Annotated in this window: 14 protein-coding genes; 12 read left to right on the top strand and 2 right to left on the bottom strand. The window is 52.9% G+C overall.

Annotated elements, in window-relative coordinates; translation table 11 throughout:
* Positions 1-196: 196 nt before the first annotated feature.
* Positions 197-520, top strand: coding sequence for a hypothetical protein (locus I2D94_RS03965; RefSeq protein WP_195395678.1), 324 nt, complete (start codon positions 197-199; stop codon positions 518-520).
* 2 nt (positions 521-522) lie between these two features.
* A complete protein-coding gene (locus I2D94_RS03960; protein WP_195395677.1) occupies positions 523-990 on the top strand; it encodes a GNAT family N-acetyltransferase in 468 nt (155 codons plus the stop codon).
* A gap of 225 nt (positions 991-1,215) precedes the next feature.
* Here I2D94_RS03960 and I2D94_RS03955 read toward each other — a convergent pair whose 3' ends face one another.
* The gene (locus I2D94_RS03955) at positions 1,216-4,566 is read right to left on the bottom strand and encodes a glycoside hydrolase family 2 TIM barrel-domain containing protein (protein ID WP_195395676.1); all 3,351 of its coding nucleotides are present in this window, start codon (positions 4,564-4,566) and stop codon (positions 1,216-1,218) included.
* Between the two features lie 61 nt (positions 4,567-4,627).
* On the opposite strand from I2D94_RS03955, the gene I2D94_RS03950 reads away from it, so the two are divergent.
* The 6 genes from I2D94_RS03950 (at position 4,628) to I2D94_RS03925 (ending at position 11,660) form a co-directional block, all read left to right on the top strand.
* On the top strand, positions 4,628-4,846 hold the full coding sequence (locus I2D94_RS03950) for a hypothetical protein (protein ID WP_195395675.1): 219 nt from the start codon (positions 4,628-4,630) through the stop codon (positions 4,844-4,846).
* A 21-nt stretch (positions 4,847-4,867) separates the two neighbouring features.
* Positions 4,868-6,652, top strand: a complete 1,785-nt coding sequence (locus tag I2D94_RS03945; RefSeq protein WP_195395674.1) for an aminopeptidase P family protein — start codon at positions 4,868-4,870, stop codon at positions 6,650-6,652.
* Positions 6,622-7,479: an HAD family hydrolase gene (locus I2D94_RS03940; RefSeq protein WP_195395673.1), complete on the top strand. Its 858-nt coding sequence runs from the start codon at positions 6,622-6,624 to the stop codon at positions 7,477-7,479. The genes I2D94_RS03945 and I2D94_RS03940 overlap by 31 nt, the downstream gene beginning before the upstream one ends.
* 182 nt (positions 7,480-7,661) lie before the next feature.
* Positions 7,662-8,537: a LysR family transcriptional regulator gene (locus tag I2D94_RS03935; RefSeq protein WP_195395672.1), complete on the top strand. Its 876-nt coding sequence runs from the start codon at positions 7,662-7,664 to the stop codon at positions 8,535-8,537.
* 85 nt (positions 8,538-8,622) lie between these two features.
* Entirely contained in the window at positions 8,623-10,338 is a 1,716-nt protein-coding gene (locus tag I2D94_RS03930; RefSeq protein ID WP_195395685.1) for an FAD-binding protein, read from the top strand.
* 563 nt (positions 10,339-10,901) lie between these two features.
* Positions 10,902-11,660: an exodeoxyribonuclease III gene (locus I2D94_RS03925; protein ID WP_195395671.1), complete on the top strand. Its 759-nt coding sequence runs from the start codon at positions 10,902-10,904 to the stop codon at positions 11,658-11,660.
* Between the two features lie 212 nt (positions 11,661-11,872).
* Here I2D94_RS03925 and I2D94_RS03920 read toward each other — a convergent pair whose 3' ends face one another.
* Positions 11,873-12,745 (bottom strand): LysR family transcriptional regulator, encoded by an 873-nt coding sequence (locus tag I2D94_RS03920; RefSeq protein WP_072683785.1) that lies wholly within the window; start codon positions 12,743-12,745, stop codon positions 11,873-11,875.
* 146 nt (positions 12,746-12,891) lie between these two features.
* Here I2D94_RS03920 and I2D94_RS03915 point away from each other — a divergent pair, with 146 nt between their 5' ends.
* The 4 genes from I2D94_RS03915 to I2D94_RS03900 all read left to right on the top strand — a co-directional run bounded on the left by I2D94_RS03915 (position 12,892) and on the right by I2D94_RS03900 (position 18,847).
* Positions 12,892-14,547, top strand: a complete 1,656-nt coding sequence (locus I2D94_RS03915; protein WP_229056745.1) for an FAD-binding protein — start codon at positions 12,892-12,894, stop codon at positions 14,545-14,547.
* A 315-nt stretch (positions 14,548-14,862) separates the two neighbouring features.
* Positions 14,863-16,209, top strand: a complete 1,347-nt coding sequence (locus I2D94_RS03910) for a hypothetical protein (RefSeq protein ID WP_195395669.1) — start codon at positions 14,863-14,865, stop codon at positions 16,207-16,209.
* A gap of 102 nt (positions 16,210-16,311) precedes the next feature.
* Positions 16,312-17,670 carry a Sapep family Mn(2+)-dependent dipeptidase gene (locus I2D94_RS03905; RefSeq protein ID WP_195395668.1) on the top strand — a complete coding sequence of 453 codons (1,359 nt, stop codon included), beginning with the start codon at positions 16,312-16,314 and terminating at the stop codon, positions 17,668-17,670.
* Positions 17,671-17,995: 325 nt separating this feature from the next.
* Positions 17,996-18,847 carry an HAD family hydrolase gene (locus I2D94_RS03900; RefSeq protein ID WP_229056744.1) on the top strand — a complete coding sequence of 284 codons (852 nt, stop codon included), beginning with the start codon at positions 17,996-17,998 and terminating at the stop codon, positions 18,845-18,847.
* The last annotated feature ends 139 nt before the right edge of the window (positions 18,848-18,986 follow it).

Raw genomic sequence — 18,986 nt, 5'->3', positions numbered from 1 at the left:
TGAGTCCCATTTCTGGAACTCATCTGCGTCTTTCTTGTTTCGGTTTTTCTCTCACCAACACTATTTTTGAAAGAGCCAAAATTCCGCTCCTCAGCGCTTTTTGTATAGGAATCCTCCGGCAGCTCTGGAATTTATGATAGAATAAGACCAACGATGCGGGAATGATTAACATTATTTAGAAAGGGAGGATCGGCGGATGGCAAAGCTTTTCTATTTTATTCCGGCTGTGCTGGCCGGCTTGTTCTACGGTTTTTTCGGAGGAGTGTTCGGCGATTTTGGAGCGATCAGTCCCCTGGCTTGGGTGTGTACCGCACTTCTCGCGGCTGGCGCTGTCCTGATGGCCAGGAAAATCGCGTTGGGTTGTCTGTTTAGGATTGCGGTCGGTGCTCTGTTGATCGGAATGGGGCTGCGAGAAACCGGGCAGATCGTGAAAGAGTGGCCGGCGGGGATGCTGTTGATCGCCTATTCGTGCGGCTCAGGCTGGCTTTGCTGGAAATCCGCGGCCAAGCGCGAGGCTTGATCATGCGGCTGCTGTTACGCTTAGCGTCCGCGGAGGATGCGCCGGTCATCTGGGAAATGCAGAAAATTGCTTTTCGCGAGCTGTTGGAACGGTATCAGGATTACGATACCAGTCCCGCCAATCAATCGCTGGACCAACTGCGGCTTCGCTGTTCGCAAAAAGACCGTTATTATTATTTCATTGACGTAGATGGGAACCCGGTTGGCGTGCTCAGCGTCACCGACAAGCAGGATGGAAGTCGTAAGCGCCTTTCCCCGATGTTCATTCTCCCGCAGTTTCAGGGCCGGGGCTATGCGCAGGAAGCGATTCGACAAGCTGAGAAAATCCATGGCGAGCGGGGATGGGAGCTGGATACGATTTTACAGGAGGAACGTCTGGTCCATCTCTATGAGAAAATGGGATATCGGAAGACAGGAAAAACCGCGGCGGTGAATCCCCGGATGACGTTGGTGTTTTATCAGAAACTTTAGCTTGCTTACGCAGATATGAAGAAAGAAAAGCCGTTGGATTTCATGATCGAAATCGGGCGGCTTTTTACAAGATGCATTGAATTCACAGGGAAATCCGATTGTAAACCGGAATTCTCCATCATTCCTTTCGCAAGACCGGATTGCCTGAACGATTCATCAGGAGCCGGTCTGTTTTCCTCAGAGCTGGCAACCGGAGTATTTCAGACTGGAATCCTGCGATAGGGATTATTGACCGGGTTTGATTTGAAACGAAACCGTGTAGGTTTGATTCTGCTTAATCTGATATTCTTTTAACGGCTCTGCGCCCCAGCTGCCGTTGCCCAATCCGCGCTGGGCAGCGTCCAGATGCAGCAGCGGCTGATCTAACTTTTGCGCGTCCTTCAGATGCGCGGCGGAGGCGAGTGAAAGTTCATCCCAGGTCATGATGTTCATGCCGACGGGTTCGTCAAACGTCAGGGTCAGCGCGTTCGTTTCACCGTTGAGCGTCAGGCTGCGGACCTCTGTCCGGTTGCCGCTGTCCTGCGGTTTCAGCAGTTGATCGTTATAGAAATCATCAATCTTTGCCGTCCATTGTCCCAACCGGGAACCGGTATGGCGGTCGATATAATTCTCTTCGGGTCCGCGGCCATTGTAGCGGATCTCGTTTAACGAAGCGTCCAGACTGAGCGTCAGTCCTGCCCGGGCGAGTGGACCGACCTTCTCTTTCGACGGCACTTTCATCGTCATCGCCACCGCGACCTGACCGTTGCCTTGAATGGTAATCTCCGTTTCCAGACCGGTGTTGAATTCGTTGATCGTCCCGGAAGCCTTGATCGACAGCTGCTTTACTTCGCCGTTTTCTTCTTTGCGCTGAATCGAAGGCGACTTGTACTCAACCGCTTTGCCAGCCTGCCGAACTGCTTCGGAGAACTGCGGATCGCCGGAGGTTTCGGCACGGTAGAACGACGGCTGCGGACCGCCGGTCAGGAAGGTCTGATCGCCGAGCCGGTAAACTTCAATTTCCATTTTTGCGGGATTCAGAATCATTTCAAAGTCCTCATTTTGTTCAGTCTGGCCCTGAATCGTCCATTTGCCCTCCTGCTCGCTTACGGTCAGCGAAAGATCCGGGGACACGGATGCCGCAGGCTTGCCTTCCTGCAGAACAAACTGTTCAAACGCCAGGATATCGCCCTGTTTTCCACCATAAGCATTGGCCCAGCTTTGATCCTGGCTGTATTTCACGTCGATCTCCAGAATCACTTCTGCGTCGGAATCAGAATCCGGCAGCGCGACGTCGATCGTTTTGGCCGCCCCGGGCGGCAGTGCTTTTTCTGCTTCGCTTAAGGTTGCCGTATGGAACAGCGTGCCGTTCTGGTAGAAGTTCAGCTCGACCGCAAAAGCATTCAGATCGGTCGCCAGAAATTCGTTGGTCATTGTTAACCGGTGCTTTTGGGAATCGTAGGTGAAGCTGACGTCCTGCTGGACCTTCTTCACTTCCTCCAGCTCTGCGCTCGGGGTGCGGTCGGCATTGACTAAGCCATTGCCGCAGAAATCACCGTCGTTGAGCGGCGTCCCCCAGTCGCTGCCGTAGCCGTAATAGAATTGGCCTGTGGCTGGGTCGCCGGTCAGAATCGTCTGGTCGATGAAATCCCAGATGAAGCCCCCCTGCAGCTGCGGACAGGTTTTAAACAACGCGAAATACTCCGCTAAATTCGCGACGCCGTTGCCCATCGCGTGAATATATTCAGACTGGAAAAACGCGTGCTTGTTTTTCTTAGCGTAATCCTTGAGCTGATCCAGCGTCCAATACTGACTGCTGGCCACATCGACCATCGACGTTTCGCGGGTATCGCCGATCCGGTTGTCACGCTCGTACACGCGCAGCCGCCTCGGATCCCGCTGAAGGATCCACATCGAGGTGTTGTAAAACGGATAATTTTCATTCATTTCATATTCGTGATACGTCGCTTCGTTGCCCAGCGACCAGAACAGCACGCTGGCGTGGTTTTTATCCCGTTCGACCATGCTGACGGTCCGGTCCATGATCAATCCGTTGTAGAGCGGATTGTTGCCGGGAACGCCCAGCTCCTTCTCCCCGATATGCGATTCAATGTTGGCCTCGTCCACGACGATCAGCCCCAGCTCATCCGCAACGTCGTAGGTCAGCGGATGATTCGGATAATGCGAGGTGCGGAAGGCGTTGATGTTGTAGGCCTTCATCAGCTTCAGATCGGTGATGATTTCCTGCGCGCCCAAGGCCCGGCCCTTGACTGGATCGGTTTCATGGCGGTTGACGCCTTTGAGCATCAAGGGCTTCCCGTTGAGAAGCATCTGCTGGACACCGTCGACGGTCTGAACTTCGATTTCTCGCAGCCCGATCCGCTGGCAAACGCTTTCCATAACCTCGCCCGCTGCGTTTTTCAGCGTGAGGACAAGCGAGTAAAGATGCGGCTGATCGGGTGTCCACAGCTTCGGCTGATCGATCGTGAAGTGAGCGCTCAGCGTAGTTCCCGTCTGATTTTCAGTCGTTTCCAGTACGGGTAATTCCGGACTTTCGAGGTTCAGGGGCTGATCGAAAACAGCGCGGCCCTGATCGACCAGCTCCATTTCCAGCGTCCAGCCTGCCTGCGGCTGCTGCGAAAGATTACGCAGATCGACGTCGACCTGAACCTGCGCCTGCTTATAGTCCGCGGAGAGATCGCTCTGCACAAACAGATCGCGGATTTCCACTGCTTCCCGCCCGATCAAGGTTACATCGCGGAAAATTCCGGACAGCCGGATAAAATCCTGATTTTCAAAGTAGCTGCCGTCCGACCAGCGGTAGACCTCGACTGCGATCGTATTGACGCCTTTCTTTAAGTAAGGCGTGATATTGAACTCCGCGGGCGTGTAGCTGTCTTCGCTGTAACCGATCGGCTGACCATTGATATAAACATAAAACGCCGATTCCACACCTTCAAAGCGCAGGAAGACATGCTTGTTTTGCAGCCCTTCATCCAGCGTAAACTCGCGCTTGTAGTGACCGACGCTGTTGACGGCGGTTGCGGCGACGGGCTGCCCCTGTGCGCCGTATTGGATCGCTTCATAGTTCAGCCACGGATAAATCTGATTGATGTAAATCGGAGGCTCATAGCGGAAGCTGCCGTCTTCCTTCCACTGAGTCTGAATATTGGACGGTACGTCGATCTGATCCCAATCCGACGTGTCCCAATCTTCCCAATACCATTGCGCGTCGTAGCCCGCCAGGTTTTTTAAACGGTCCGTCGGTTTGGCGGCATAGTAAAACGCCCAGCGGCCATTGAGCGACTGAATCCGCGAGGACGAGGCGGCATTGATTTCATCCAGAGCGCTGGTCTCTGCCAGAAGCGCCTGCTGGGATGAAGGATAAGGCGTCAGGGCAGCCCGGGCCGGTTCCCGGTGAAGCTGCCAGACCTCCATCTGATCGTACCATTCCTCGCCCGCAAACGAAGCGTCGGTCGGCAGCGGTTCAATGCTCGGCCGCGGCGTACCCTGCGGTTCGACAAACTGATCCATTTTCGATGAACAGCCGCCTAAGATCAGGCCGCTGATAACCAATCCAAGTATGATTTTTTTCATGAAAACCTCCGAAATTGTTATCATCACTATACCATAATTCACAAAGCGAGAAAATGCCGGCTTGCTGGAAGATCATGAAAAGCTGCGCTTCCCGAAAGTCTGCGGAAGTCAAAGCAGGAATACCGCAGGCATGGAAAACGAGGCGGATGCAGCATTTGGAAAGAAACAGGATTTTCAAGGAGGATCCTCGAACAGAGAGGATGAAAGGCTCAAAGTCATCGCAAAAATGGCGAAGTTGTTGGAAGAAGGCTGTATTTTTCCGTTATTTGAGCTACAATAAGGGACGTTCAGGAGGGTGGCTATGAGAGAAACATTAAAACAGCTGCGGCAGGTGATGGAACAGAAACATGTGGATATCGTGCTGATTCCGTCGTCTGATTTTCACGGCAGCGAATACATCGGCGATTATTTCAAGGCCCGGGCGTGGATGTCGGGTTTTACCGGTTCGGCGGGGACGTTGGTCGTCACGCGCGATCAGGCGGGACTGTGGACTGACGGCCGTTACTTTATTCAGGCGGAACGGCAGCTGGCCGGTTCGGGGATTACTTTATATAAGATGGGGCAGGAAGGCGTGATCGACTTCCCGCAGTTCATCGAGCAGGAAATGCCGCAGGGCGGCTGTCTGGCCTTCGACGGACGGATGGTCAGCGGGGCGCTGGGAAGCCAGCTGGAAGCAATGCTGGCAAGGAAGCAGGCGCAGATTTTAAGCACGGAGGATCTTGTGGATTTGATCTGGAAGGACCGGCCGGGCTTATCGGAAGCGAAGGCGGTCTTGTTAGAAGAACGTTACAGCGGCCGGACGACGGCGCAGAAGCTGGATGAAATCCGTGCGGTCATGCGCAAGGAAGGCGCTGAGGCACTGTTGATCTCGACGCTCGATGATCTGGCGTGGCTGTTCAATCTGCGCGGCGACGATGTGCTGTACAATCCTGTTGTTTTGGCGTATGGCTGCGTGACACTGGAGCAGGCCGTGCTGTATCTGGATCCGCGCAAGCTGTCGGAATCCGACCAGCAGGCGTTATCCGCTCTGAATATTGAAATCAAGGAGTACGATACATTCATTGGGGACGTCGCGGCGCTTACGGCGCAAACGGTCTGGGCTGATCCGCAGAAGCTCAACTACGCGATCCTCCGCGCGATTCCCCGGCACTGCCGGCGGATTGAGAAAACCAATCCGATTGTCTTAAGAAAGGCGATCAAGAATGAAACGGAGATTGAAAACCTGCGGCGTTCGCATCTCAAGGACGGCGTCGCGGTGACGAAGCTGATGTACTGGCTGAAAACCCGCGTCGGCAAAGAAGCGATGAGCGAATGCTCGATCCAAACTAAGCTGCATGCGCTGCGCGCCGAGCAGGAAGGTTTTATCGAGGAAAGCTTCGGCACGATCTGCGCCTATAAGGCCAACGCGGCGATGATGCATTACAGCGCTGATCCGCAGCACGAGGTGCCGGTCGCGGCGGAGGGTTTGCTTTTGATCGATTCGGGCGGTCAGTATTGGGAAGGCACGACGGATATCACCCGGACGTTTGCGCTGGGGCCGTGTTCGCCGGAAATCAAAAAGGTCTATACAACGGTGCTGCAGGGGATGTTGAACCTGTCAGAAGCGCGGTTTCTGTATGGCTGCAGCGGAATCAATCTGGACATCCTCGCCCGCGGACCCGTGTGGCAGCTGAATCTGGATTATCAGTGCGGTACCGGTCATGGCGTCGGATATCTGTTGAACGTGCATGAAGGCCCGCATGGAATCCGCTGGAAGAAGACGGCGGCGCTGAATGAAATGGAACGGCTGGAAGCGGGAATGGTGGTCACCGATGAACCGGGCGTTTACATCGAAGGAAAATTTGGCATCCGGATTGAAAACGAGCTGATCGTCCGCTGCGGCGAGAAGAACTTCTATGGTCAGTTTATGGAATTTGAAACGACAACCTTGGCACCGATCGATCTGGACGCGGTTGACCCGCAGGTTCTGACGCCGGCTGCCCGTGAGGCACTGAACCGCTATCATCTGCGCGTTCGCGAGGCTTTAACGCCGTATCTTAATGAGGAGGAAGCGCAATGGCTGAAAACCGCAACCCGGTCGATTTAAGGGAGCAGTCTGTCAGTCCCCGTCCGATCCGAATGGTTTGTCTGGATCTGGATGGAACGTTATTCAATGGAAAAAAGGAAGTCGGCTCGCTGAGCCGCCAGCAGATCCAGCGTTGTCTGGATCAGGGCGTGGAAGTGGCCGTGGTGTCCGGCCGGGCTTATCAGTTCGCCTACAAGACGGCGCAGATGATCGATCCGCGGTTATCGGTGATCGGCTTTGTCGGTGCTTACCGGTCCTTTCATGGTCAGGCTCAGGGGGAACCGATTCCCCGGGCGGCGCTCAACGAGGTGCTGACCCTGCTGAAACGTGAAGATTGTCCGGCGTTTATGAAACAGCTGAACACGATCTGGTGCAGTCACGACGTCCCGCTATCCGGCGATTATGTGGCCTATACCGCCGATCAGCCGCCGCAGCATCGGATTGTGGTGCATTCCAATCAGGATCTGCCCGCCATTGCGCGGCAGAATCCGGATCCGGTTTATAAACTGTTGATCCGGGCGCGGGGCCGGACGGAAGCGATCGCGCGGCAGCTGCGGCCGCTATCCGGCATCCGGGTCTTCATCTATCCGTACGGCGATATCGAAGTGATCAGCGTCAAGGCGGACAAAGGCATCGCGATCCGCAAAGCAGCCGATCAGCTGGGGATCGATCCGGCTCAGATTCTGGGCATCGGCGACAGCGTCAACGACCTGCCGATGTTTGAAGGCTGCGGCTTGCGCGTGGCGATGGGCAATGCCGTCGAACCGGTAAAAGCATGCGCGGATTACATCACGCTTACTAACGACGAGGATGGGGTCGGCGAGGCTCTGCGGCAGCTGGTCCAATAAAATAGTGGAGAAAGAATACAGTTGAGCTGGAACAGCCCGCTGTATTTTTAATTAGAATGTTAACAATCAAGCGAGTATAATTATAGAATCAAAGATAAAGATCAGCGCTATATCAATAAAATTACAGCTTATCTTTTTACGTTCACACGGGGATGATGAATCAACAGGAAGGAAAAACAAAAATGAAAGTGGATCGTTTGGAATGTTTTGTGCATGTGGCCGAAACGTTGAATTTCTCTAAGAGCGCTCAGGCGCTGCACTGTTCGCAGCCCTCCATCAGCCGGGTTATTCATCTGCTGGAACAGGAGCTGGGATTTGAATTGTTTGAACGGGATCGCAATCAGGTCGCTTTGACGCCGGCCGGAGCTGTTTTCTATCCTCAGGCCCGGCAGCTGCTTCATCAATATCAGGCAGCCGTGGAGGAAGCGCGGAAGGCCCATCAGGCGACGCTGACATTGAAAGTCGGCGTGATCGGGTTTGCGGAAGCGCCGCTCATGAGGGCGTTGGAAAAATTGACACAGGCAATGCCGCAGGTGCGGCTGGATATGATTCCGGTCGATTTTACGCGCGGACTAAGCCAGGTTGAAAGCGGTGAAATCGACTGCTGCATGAACTGGCGCAAGGACGTCGATTCCCCATCGCTGGTCTATCGCGAGCTGTTTTGCGGAGAATTGAAGGCTTATCTTAATCTCCGTCATCCGTTGGCTTCACAATCCAGCGTAACGTATGACGAACTGGCCGCATGGCCGCAGATCGTGTTTGCGCGCGGGCGGCAGAGCTGGCGGTACAGCGCTTATCTGGAAAAATTCAGTCCCTCGCTGCGGGCTTCCATTGTCTTGACACCAGTGAAAGATGTACCTGCTTCTCGGCGGCTGCTGGAACTGAATCAGGGCGTCATTCTGGCGCCGGAGGGCGGTATCCTGGCAGACAGTCCGCTGATCAAAGCGGTGCCGATCCGCTCGCAGACACCGGAAACCGTACATCTGGGATTAGTTTACCGCAAAGACGCGACCAATCCGGTATTGAAACAGCTGCTGCGTTATTTGAAATCAGCATAAGCCTATTCGATACTCCTATCAGAAAAAGCATGACTTTCTTTTATAATGTGAATGTGTGGATTTACACAAACAGGAGGAAAGAAAGATGAAGAAAAACGGGATTTCAAGACGGGAATTCCTGAAGGGCAGTGCGGCGGGCGCCGTGTCGCTGGCAGCGCTGGGCTTGTTGAGCGCGTGTGGGGAATCGGCGGAGAAACAGCCGGCAGCGACGCCGACGGTCAATCCGGAAGCTACATCCGAAAACTGGCTGGGTCAGCAGCCGCAGATACAGGACGGCGACATTAAAGAAACATGGCAGACTGAAGTGCTGATCGTCGGCGCGGGCAACGGCGGCATGATGGCGGCGGTCAAAGCGGCGGATCTGGGTCTGGACTTCCGGGTTGTCGAACAGAACAGCTTTGTCTGCGATACCCGCAACTGGTATGCGGCGGCGGATTCCGCAGACGCGTTAGCCGCAGGCAAGCCAATCGACCGGCAGCGCGCGATGACGGAGCTGTCGCGGTATGCTTCCGGAAAACTGGATCAGAGCGTCGTTCGGGTCTGGCTGGATGAATCCGCAGCCATGCATGATTATGTCAAGGCGATCATGGATTCCTATGGCTATGACTGCTACTTTGAAGCCGATACCGGCGAAGCAGAGGAAGGCACCGATTATTACCATGCTCCGACCCAGCATAATTACAATCCACGCCCAGACAGCGAGTGGGCGGATACGCCGCGGAACAAATTGTTTGTGGATTACATCGAGAAAAAGGGCTATCATGTCGATTTTGAGCATGCATTGATCGAATTGATCAAAGAAAACGGCGCGGTGACCGGGGCAATCGTTCAGAACAGTGCTGGCGAATATATTAAAATCACCACGAGCAAAGGCGTGATTCTGGCGACCGGCGGATATGAAGGCAATCCGGATATGATGGAGGCGTTGTCTCCGCTGGCGGTATCCTGCACAACCGCAAGCAGCTATTTCGCGATGAATCATGGCGATGGAATCAAAGCGGGCTTGTGGGCCGGTGCGGATATGGACAAGGAATCCGCTCCGATGTTATTTGACCGCGGCGCAGTAGCGCCGGGCGTGAACGCCGGATATGTTGAAGCCTCTAACGGATCCAAGCAGTTCCCGGGCACGATCTATCAATGGAATCCGGGCACGCAGCCGTTTATGAAGGTCAATCGCGATGGCGTCCGCTTTGCCAATGAAGGCTGCCCGTACAACGATATCGTTTTCGCTGCGGCGAATCAGAAAGGCGGCGTATACTGTCAGGTTTATGATGGAGATTTCCAGTCAGACTGGCAGAAGTTTCATACGCTGGGCTGTTCCTCACTGACCCGGATTATGCCGGAGCGGATGGCGGAACAGATGGAGAAGTATGTCGAGGAAGGCATTATCATGAAAGCCGATACGCTGGATGAACTGGCGGATAAGCTGGGATTTGAAGGCGAAGCCAAGGTTCAGTTCTTAGCTCAGTGCGATCGCTACAACGCGATTTATGATCGAGGGGAAGACGATGAATTCTTTAAGTCAAGCCATTATCTTTCACAGCTGCGCAAAGCGCCGTTCTATGGTGTTTGGCTGGGCGCCAGTCTGTTGTGCACCGGCGACGGTCTGAAGATCAACAATAAGATGCAGGTTCTGGATAAAGAGAAGAACGTCATTCCGGGCCTGTATGCGATCGGCAACGTTTCCGGCAGTTTCTTTGCGAACAACTATCCGGAACTGTTCCCGGGTCTGGCTTGCGGACGGACGCTGACCTTTGCCTTGAAAGCGGTCAACGTAATCGCGGGTGAAGACCAGATTTAAAGCTGATCGTATTCGAGAGTCAAGCACGGTTTCTCTTTCAGAAATCGTGCTTTTTTAGAAATCAGGATAAGAATTGAAATAAGAAAATCCGTATGCTAATGCGTTATTTTTACAGGAGCGTGAAATCAGCGTTTCGATTTATGATTGTATGGAATAAAGAAGAAGTTCTTTTCAACATTGATCTTAAAGACCTGATCTTGATTATTCTTTTGAAAACTTGCGATAGGAAAAATATGAATTGAGTGATTGGTTTGATGATGGAAAAACTTCCATTTTCAGTAAAATTACCAACTATTCTTGACCGGAAGCAATGTGGAAACCGTAACGGTTAACGATTGAGAACATTGGACGTTTACATGCAAAATTAACAAGAATAACAGGATCCTTTTGATGTTTGCAAACCTATTTCCATTTGATGACGAATAACGCTTGTTATGTTTATTATATCGCATGTAGAATCGGATATTCGGCGTTAATCAAGGAATCATGCAGGAGAATGAATCAAAGGAGTAGAAAAATCTGTCGAAATCTGGTTAAATGAAATCAGAAAAATGAGGTGCTTTATGAAACTGATATCATGGAATGTTAACGGGTTACGAGCCTGTATCCAAAAAGGCTTTATGGATTTTTTTAACGAACAGGATGCGGATATTTTCGCGCTGCAGGAAACCAAGCTGCAGCCCCATCAGATCGAATTAGAACTGCCGGGTTATCATCAATACTGGCACAGTGCGGAAAGAAAAGGGTATTCGGGCACCGCGGTGTTCACAAAACAAAAGCCGCTGTCAGTGCGTTATGATTTTGACGAAGCGGAAGGGGAGCATCCGAAGGAAGGCCGTGTGATCACACTGGAATTTGAACAATTCTATTTTGTCACCGCCTATGTGCCGAACTCCAAGGAAGAACTGGCCCGTCTGGATTACCGGATGCAGTGGGAAGACGCGATGGCGCGGCATCTGGCAAAGCTGAACGAAACCAAGCCGGTTGTTTATACTGGAGACTTGAATGTGGCCGTGGAGGAGATCGATCTGAAGAATCCGAAGACGAATCATTTTAACCCGGGCTTCTCCGATCAGGAGCGCCAGAAGATGCGCGATCTGCTGGGCCTGGGGTTTGCGGATACGTTCAGAACCTTATACCCGGAAAAGGTTGAATACTCCTGGTGGTCCTATCGCTTCAATTCCCGCGCGAAGAACGTCGGGTGGCGGATCGACTATTTCATCGTTTCCCAGCGGCTGATGAATCAGGTGAAGGACAGTGTTATCTATGGGGATATCCTGGGTTCGGATCATTGTCCGGTCGGGGTTGAAATCGAATTTTAATGGGCTTAATTCATGGAAGATAAAGACGGATCAAGCTGCTTTTAACGCAGCTTTTTGATTTCCTGTCCAAGCCGCAGTCAAGGGCTGAGAATCGTAAAGTGAGAATAAAAAAATGATCATCAGGAAATCGCATTCTGTTTGCGAAATCAGAAAAAACAGAGGAATTCTTATTGGAGAATCCTGTGGTAAAAAGTTCAGGGATCCGGGAAAACTTAAAAGAAGCCGCGGGTGTAGCGGATGAATTCTTCCATGATCGGCGTAACCGGCGCATTCTTATGCGTAATGATCAGGAATTCATAATCCAGATCCAGATCCTCAATCGGCCGCTTCACGATTGAGGGCGGAAGCGGGATCGAATCGCTGCCGAAGAAGCTGACGCAGCGGGTGCTTTCGATCAGCTTGAAAATCAAGCCCATTTCCGCCGGGGAAAAGACCATCGTCGCCTTTAGTCCCTGTTTTTGACATATTTGTTCCATCCGGGCATTCAGAGCATTCTCGGTGTTTAAACCGATCAGCTTCTGACCGCGGAAGTCCGCCAGCGACAACACCGGCTTGGCGGCGAGCGGATGATCCTGACTTAACACAGCGAAGACGGGATGCCGGTAGTGATACTGGACTTGAACCATCGGCGCGTTATACAGCATCGTGCAGAAATAAATATCAATTTCGCTGGATTGCAGCGAGCGATTGTAGGAATCGTCCGGCGCGCTGTAAATCTGAAAATCGACCTCTGGATGCGCCATGATGAAACGGGTCAGAAAATCATCCGGAAAGTTGATTAACAGCCCCGTCGGATAGCCCAGCGACAACGTCTGCGGACTTTCGTTTTTCATGGCCTGCAGATCGGCGATGATGTTGTCGTGCATCTGTAAATAAGGAAAGGCCGACTGGCGCAGAGCTTCGCCATAACGGGTCAGCTGCAGTCCGGCCACGCCGCGGATAAACAGCGGCACGTCTAGTTCTTCCTCCAGCTTGTCGATCGTTTTGCTTAACGCCTGCTGGGAAAGGTAAAGTTTTTTCGCGGCTTTGGAAAAGCTGCCCTCCTGGGCGGCGGTGATAAAACAATGCAGCTGTTTGGGATTCATGGTGTTTTCTCCTCTTCTTTGCTTCAGCTTATCATGACTTAACAGGGGATACAACTTTTAATTGTATCCCTTAACTTTTATCTGTTTGTCAATTCACAAACAAGCCTTTTATAATGAAGAAAGAAAAGACAAACAGGAGGGAAAGTATGTCAAATTCAAACAAGATCAAAGGCATCAGCCGCCGGGACTTTTTAAAAGGCACGGCGGCCGGCGCGCTGGGCGTCGCGGCTGCGGGGCTGTTAGGCGGCTGCGCGTCGACTACGGAAAATCAGGAATGTCCGCCATGTGAACCAACACCGTCCGCTTCTTCTGCAGGCTGGCCGGCGGTCGAGGCGTTAGAACCGAAGGTTCCGATGGAAGGCGTCGTAGCCTTCGTGAAGGAGCCGATTGCGGATTCTGAAATTGTTAAGACTGAAAACGTCGACGTCGTGGTGTGCGGCATGGGGCCGGCCGGTTTCGCGGCGTCCATCGCCAGCGCGCAGCAGGGCTTAAAAACCGTCGTTCTGGAAAAAGGCCAGGTCGGCACCTACCGTTCAGCGACGATCGGCGGATTAACCGACCGGATTCATAAAAAATACGGCGTTGAATTCGACGCGAAGCAGTGGCTGGACGACGCGATGGTCAATTCCATGTTCTATGGCAACCAGGCGATCTATCAGCGGTGGATCGACACGCAGGAGGAAGCGATCAACTGGTTCCTCGATCTGTTCGGTCTGCCGGATGAGGATTTCAAGCTGACCTTTGCGGCCGGGGATTTCCCGGATTTCTATGAACCTTACGATACTACATCGCTGAGTCGTTCCTGGAACACGTCGATCAATATCCCGCTGGCTCCGGCGGAAATCGTCGAGCTGTTAACAAGCAAGGTCAAGGAGGCCGGCGCGGAAGTGCTGATGGAAACTCCGGCCTGCCAGCTGATTAAAGAAGATGGAAAAGTCGTCGGTGTGATCGCCAGGACGGCGGAAGGCTATGTGAAATATCTGTGCGCCAAGGGCGTTGTTCTGGCGACCGGCGGTTATGAATTCAACCCGATCAAGCTGAAGGAATGCTGCCGCCCGCGCGATCTGGCATTGAATCACTGGATGAACGGCACGGCATCCAACACTGGCGACGGTCATGAAATGGGCAAAGCGGTCGGCGCGATTGAGGACGAATATCCGCATCCGCTGATGCTTGATCCGGCGCAGCTGATGCCGTATCTGCGCGTCAACAAGCTGGGCAAGCGGTTTACGCCGGAATATGAACCGTACAATCATCTGGCGCTGGCGATGCAGAACCAGCCGGGCGCGATCAACTGGTACATCACCGACGGCGATGCCGCGGGCGCGATCGACAAGATGTGGACGCCGTCGTCTTCCTGCTATGGACCGAAGGAAGTCTGGGTCGACGCGGCGACGAGCGAAAACGCGTTAAAAGCGGACACGCTGGAAGAACTGGCCGGTCTGATGGGCGTTCCCGCCGACGCGTTTGTCGAAACGATCAATCATTGGAACGCCATGTGCGAAGCCGGCGAGGATACCGATTTCCACATGCTTCCAAGCATGATGCATCCGATCAAAACCGCGCCGTTCTATGCGAATCTGGAAGGCGCCGCGGCGCTGTGCACGGCCGGCGGGCTGCAGATTACGCCGAATTCAGAAGTCCTGGATACGGAATTCAACGTCATCCCGGGTTTATACGCGATCGGCAATGTTTCCGGTTCGATGTTCCACGGAACCTATCCGCACAATCTGAACTGCATTTCTCACAGCCGCTGCATTACGTTCGGTTATAACGTCGCGAAGCTGTTGGCATCGAAATAAGAATTTATTTCTGACGGATGCGATCTATTCGCTCTGAGTTCTCTTCCTGTTTTGGTTTCAGGAATCGAACTCAGAGCTTTTTTGTCGAAGTGATCAAAGCCGAGCTGGCGCGGAGTGAGCGGACTTCCTGATGCTTTGGCTGGTTTCTGTAATTTCCAAGGCAAGCTTGTGCCGAATTCCTTTCAAGTTTTTAACAATGCAGACTGCGCTCCGTTTTCAGCGTTTCATCTGATATAATAGAGATGAATTTCATCAACATAAGAAAACGAGAAGGATAAATAAGGAAAATGTCAAAGTGAGGAGGGAGTATCTGCAATGAGAAAGAAACTTATTCTGGCACTGGCTGCCGGCTTTTTATTCACCGGGTGCACGCCAAAAACAGCGTCGCCGGCGGCCGTACCGACCGCAAGTGCGGAAGCGGAGCGTCTGGCTGGAACGAAGCTGACCGACGAAACGATCAGCGCGATGTTCAAGCGGTTGAAAGAGGCGGAAATCTTCATCGACGAACAAGGCGAGGCCCAGCCGTTTGAGCTGTGGCGCAACGCGAACAATCTGGTCGTGCTGTATGTCGGCCAGCGCGATCATCCGCTGCTGATCTGGGATCCGGTCAACGATACCGCGGAGCTGAATTACACCAGTCATGATGTGGTTTCCTTTCAGGAAGACGGCGTAACGAAGCAGGCTTATGTGGAGCTGATCTGCGATGGTTATCAGAGTACGTGCACGGCGGCGGTGACGACGTCCTCCAAGACGACGCGCTGGCCGGTCGACGCTCCCGATGAACAGGTGACTCCGGCCTTGGCCGAAGCAGTGCAGCAAGCGGCCCAAACGCATCAGGCGGAAGTGGAAAAAAGCCGGGAACAGGCTGAAAAGGCCTTGTTTGAGCTGCGCACGGTGATTCTGAATACGCAGGATTACGAATACGCACAGCTGAAACCCTACTCCCGGAACAGCGGCGGGTTTGCGAAGCAAGAGGATCCGCAGACGTATCAATTCTCTATCGGGGAGCTGAATCCGACGCTGTCCGGCGAGGAGATCGCGTTTTATTTCGCCGCGCTGACCGGGCAGGAATTCACTCGTCCTGATCAGCTTCAGGCCAACGAAACGCTGCTTCTGAATCTGATGGCGGCGTCGAAGACCTACCTTTGCGAAGGGGAACCCGATCAGCTGATCTGTCCGGCCAGCGGCATGGGCGGAGATCCACTTTTACTGAATCTGCCGGAAGCTGTCGCGGAGGAGTTGCTGGCAGTGGTGCGCATTGGGGATGTGAACGCAGTGTCAACCGCGCTCTTAGGCCGGACGCTGCCGCTGGCGACCTTTGAACACGAAGGGATTATTTACGATGCAGATACCGCTGAGGATTGTATTCTGATCCGCAGTGCCGCAGGAGCGCCGGAAATTGAAGCAGCGGCGGAACCGATAGCGATCGTGACGGAGCGACGGACGGAAGGCGAGCGCCAGATCGTCCGCTATGTCCGGGGCGAGGAGATTGAAAACACAAGTTTTATCCGGGATGAACAGGGCAACGAATACTATATTCCGGCGATTCGGGAAATGGCGCAGGATCCGGATTCTCCGCTGGTGATCTGGGAAATGGCTTGCGAACCGAATACCGATGCTTCCCAGCCTTGCCGCCTGATCTATCAAAAGCGAATTCAGTAACGATGAGAATGGGACAGGCGGGGCCAAGATTCAAGCGAAACGTTGGCGAACGCCGGGAAACGTGCTAAACTGAAAAGCAGTAAACAGGAGGAATAGAACACAATGGAGATTCAAGAACGGGTAAAAAGCTATGAAGAAGCGATGCTGAACGATCTGGCAACGCTGGTTTCGTATAATTCAGTCCAGGGCGAGCCGCAGCCGGACGCGCCGTTTGGCGAGGTGCCGGCAGCCTGTCTGGATAAAGCGCTGGAAATTGCGGAGGGTTATGGTTTTGCGGTCAAGAATGTCGATCATTATGCCGGCTACGCTGAAATCGGCGAGGGCGAACAGGTGATCGGCGTGCTGGCGCATCTGGACGTCGTACCGGCAGGCGAGGGCTGGAAGACCGATCCGTTTACGCTGACCCGCGACGGCGACCGGGTTTACGGCCGCGGTACCAGCGACGATAAGGGCGCGGTGGTCGCTTCGATGATCGCAATGAAAGTATTAAAGGATATGAACGTGCCGCTGACCAAGCGAATCCGGCTGATTCTGGGCACCAACGAAGAAACAGGATCAAAATGTCTGGCGCATTATGTGGAAAAAGAAGGGCATATCGACATGGGCTTTACGCCGGACGGCACGTTCCCGGGCGTGCATGGAGAAAAAGGCGCGCTGGGACTGGACTTTGAAAGCGTCCGCACACAGATCAAGGAAATCCGCGGGGGCGTGGCATCCAATGTCGTCTGCAACCACTGCACGATGATCGTCGCCAGCGAAGCTGTGTCGGAAGAAGCACTGCGCCAGGCGTTAAAAAAGCACCCGGTGACCTTTGAAATCAAACCGGAACAGGGCGATCTGATCGTCGACGTTTACGGAACGGCGGCGCATGCCAGCACTCCGACGCTGGGCGTCAACGCGATCGGCGAACTGATGGCGGCTCTGGCGGAAGCGGGAATGCAGGATGATTTTGTTGAATTCTACAACCGCCGGATCGGCACGAGCTGCGATGGAGCGGGCTGTGATTGCCAGGTTGAGGATGAATATGGTCCGCTGACCTTCAGCAACGGCATCATTAAAACGGAAAACGGCGTCATCCGCGGAACCATCGACATCCGGTTTCCGGTGACGATGAATTCCGGGCAGATCGCCAGCCGGATTGAAGCTGCGCTGGCCGGGGAAGCACAAGGAAAAATCACCGTCCGCAGCCGGACGGAACCGCTGTTCTTCCCGATCGATTCACCGCTGGTTTCGCGTCTGCTTCAGGCTTATCAGGAAGTCACCGGCGATCTGGAATCCAAGCCGATCACGATGGGCGGCGGCACCTATGCGAAGGGAATTCATAACTGTATCGCCTTCGGCTGTGAATTCATGGGCGAAGACTGCCATATTCACGACGCCAACGAGTTTGTGCGGATTGATTGTCTGCTTCAGCAGGCAGAGATCTACGTTCATGCCCTGATGAAGCTGCTGGAAGCATAAAACAAGATAAACCTTTTTGTATATTGATGAACCGGATTTGTTTTGAGAATCCGGTTTTTCTCTTTTGTCAGATCTTTTGCTCTTGAGTAAGGCGTCTTTGAGGATTGATCAATGTGTGAAGAAATCCATGATTTTCACCGCATACTAACACGAAATGTTAATGTGCGATGAAAATTCGCTGTTCCTTATAAAATTTAGACTCATAAAAACCAAGATTTATAAGAGGAAGCAGCGAATCAAAAAACACGAAAAACAAATCAGACTGCAGGCACAGATTCACTAAAAATGGTACAATAGAGATCGGAAAAGAAACGAGGGATGACCTTTGAAAACAGCGAAGCTGGCGATCATGTATGATTTTGATAAAACACTGTCGCCGAAAGATATGCAGGAATTCAGTTTTATTCCTTCTCTGGGCATCGAACCGGCGCAGTTCTGGAGCGAGGTAACCGCACTGTCGGAAAGTCAGAAGATGGACGGCATCCTGACGTATATGTATATGATGCTCAACAAGGCCAATCTGATGGGACAGCCGATCCGCCGCAGCGATTTCGTTGCGCTGGGGAAAAATGTCAAGCTGTATCCGGGGGTGGAAAAATGGTTCCGCCGAATCAACGAATACGGCCGGCAGCACAATATTGAAATCGAGCATTTCATCATTTCCTCGGGTCTGACGGAAATCATCGAAGGCACGGCCATCGCCGGAGAATTCAAAAAAATCTATGCCTGCAAATATTGCTACAACGCCAGCGGCGTTGCGGTGTGGCCGGCAACCGTCGTGAATTACACGACCAAGACGCAGTATATTTTCCGCATCAACAAAGGTGTTCTGGATGAAAACAACGACAACGATCTGAACCGCTACACGCCCGATCAGCTGCGCGATATCCCGTTTACCAATATGATTTATATCGGCGACGGACTTACGGATGTGCCATGTATGAAGCTGGTTACCGTCAATGGCGGCAAGTCGATCGCAGTGTATGGCAAGGACTCAGAGAAGAAAAAAGCGGCTGCGCAGCAGTTGGTTGAAGATCACCGGGCAGATTTCATTGCGCCTGCGGATTACAGCGAGAATCGCGAATTGGATAAGATCGTGAAAAGTATTCTTGATTACACCGAAGCCCGGATTCAGATGGAACGGCTGATGAGAAAAGAACAATCAAATAAAAAATAAAAAGCGGGCAAACGGATGGTTTGACTCCTGCCCGCAATGAGGATGAGCGAGGACCTGACGAAATTTGGAAGATTTCCAAGCTCAGGGAATACAGGTTTGTAATTTAATCTTTGTCGCTGGCGCATAATCCTCGCTGATG

Source organism: Holdemania sp. 1001302B_160321_E10 (assembly GCF_015552275.1).
GTDB lineage: Bacteria > Bacillota_I > Bacilli_A > Erysipelotrichales > Erysipelotrichaceae > Holdemania.
The sequence above is the reverse complement of the archived record's forward strand: the minus strand, read 5'-3'. Positions and strand labels throughout refer to the sequence as shown.